General features: G+C 42.7%; 2 protein-coding genes and 1 pseudogene. 1 reads left to right on the top strand and 2 read right to left on the bottom strand.

The genetic code is table 11. The features are described 5' to 3' along the window. Positions 1-368: pseudogene (gene clpA / locus A3739_RS05760) on the top strand (ATP-dependent Clp protease ATP-binding subunit ClpA); the annotation flags it as partial. A gap of 55 nt (positions 369-423) precedes the next feature. Here clpA and infA read toward each other — a convergent pair. Both infA and A3739_RS05750 read right to left on the bottom strand, forming a co-directional pair. Next, positions 424-642: a translation initiation factor IF-1 gene (gene infA, locus A3739_RS05755; RefSeq protein WP_068476485.1), complete on the bottom strand. Its 219-nt coding sequence runs from the start codon at positions 640-642 to the stop codon at positions 424-426. A 138-nt stretch (positions 643-780) separates the two neighbouring features. Beyond that, positions 781-1,518, bottom strand: a complete 738-nt coding sequence (locus tag A3739_RS05750; RefSeq protein ID WP_068476483.1) for an arginyltransferase — start codon at positions 1,516-1,518, stop codon at positions 781-783. Positions 1,519-1,659: the final 141 nt, after the last annotated feature.

Here is a 1,659-nt window from a genome sequence, read left to right as displayed (position 1 = left end):
ATAAGTTGTTTACGCCAGAATTTAGAAACCGTCTGGATAGTATTATTCAATTTGCTCCTTTGGCGCGCGATACTGTTTGCTATGTCGTCGACAAGTTCTTAACGGAACTGCAAGCCCAACTTGATGAAAAACGCGTTGTTTTGCATGTTGATGATGAAGTGAAAGTGTATCTTGCTGAAAAAGGCTACGACGAAAAAATGGGTGCTCGCCCAATGTCACGCTTGATTCAGGAAGAGTTGAAGAAACCGCTTGCCGAGGAAATCTTGTTTGGTCACCTGTCGTCAGGTGGTGACGTGAATGTCAAATATGACAGCAAGAAAGAGCAGGTCGTTTTTGAATATGAAAAAGAAGAAGCTGCATCAGTATAGATGCAGCGTCCGATCTCGATGTAATAAAAAAGGGAGTTAAACTCCCTTTTTTATTTTAACGTGCACGGTATGTGATGCGGCCTTTTGTCAGGTCATAAGGTGTCATTTCCACCTTAACCTTGTCACCTGTAAGAATACGGATATAGTTCTTGCGCATTTTTCCAGAAATGTGAGCAGTCACAACGTGACCATTTTCTAGTTCTACGCGAAACATTGTGTTCGGCAAGGTATCTACGATTGTACCTTCCATTTCAATGACATCTTCTTTCGCCATTAAAGCGTAACCTCATTTGAGCTATTAATAGCGCCTGAGGCGCTTATTGTGGAGGTCTTTTGGTTGACCCCCGCCTAAAAAAGCGACATTTTGCCTGAAACTCGCGCGATTCGCAAAATCAGTTTCGTGCTTTTACATTTACTTATACTTTTCACTGATAGCTTGCAGTTCTTCAATCGTAAGCCAGCGTTCATCAATACGTGTTTGGAATGGTTTAAAAGCCGTTTTATACGACATTTTTCTGCATTCTTTAATGAAATATCCTAGGTATACATACGGTAGATTACGTTTTTTGGCCTCAAGCAATTGCCACAAGATGGCATAGGTACCAATGCTTAGATGTTCGACATCTGGATCGAAGAATGTATAGATGGCAGATAGCCCATCATCTAATTCGTCCACGACCGCAATGCCAAGCAGTTGGCCTTCTAGTGTAAATTCTACAAAGCGAGTGCAGTCGCGTCCGTCGACTAGAAACGATCGATACTGCTCTCGGCTAGCCGGATACATATCTCCATCTACGTGGCGTGCATTAATATACTTTTCGTACAGTAAATAATGATCTTCATGAAAATCTGCACTCAAGCTTTGGGCTTGAATGCCTTGCGCATTTTTTAAAACGCGTTTTTGGCTGCGACTAGGTTTGAACTCGTTTGCGAGTACTCTGACAGGAATGCATGCATTGCACTGTAAGCAGTGGGGACGGTAATAATGACTACCGCTTCGACGAAACCCTAATTCAGAGAGCTGTTTATATACATTGTTACTGATGTTTGCGTTGGGGTCAGCAAACATCGTGGTCGCCTTTGCGCCGGGTAGATAGCTACAGTCATGCTCTGGTGTGGCATAAAAAACCATAGTTTCGAGATGGCTCATTGGGTGCCTCAGCTTGCTAGTATTTGATCAAGAATATCTTCATCAAAGCGCCAAGATAACGCTTCCTTGTGTTTCATTCCGTGTTGTATTTTTTCCATAAATACATCTCGTGGGATGAGTTCTGCACCAAGAGAGAGTAGG

It is taken from the genome of Oleiphilus sp. HI0067, assembly GCF_001635735.1.
Note: the sequence above shows the minus strand (reverse complement) of the source record. Positions and strands in the feature narration are given on the sequence as shown.

Excerpts from the sequence above, each read along its gene's own strand:
- A3739_RS05750 (WP_068476483.1), bottom strand. The coding sequence starts at position 1,518 with ATGAGCCATCTCGAAACTATGGTTTTTTATGCCACACCAGAGCATGAC.
- infA (WP_068476485.1), bottom strand. The coding sequence starts at position 642 with ATGGCGAAAGAAGATGTCATTGAAATGGAAGGTACAATCGTAGATACC.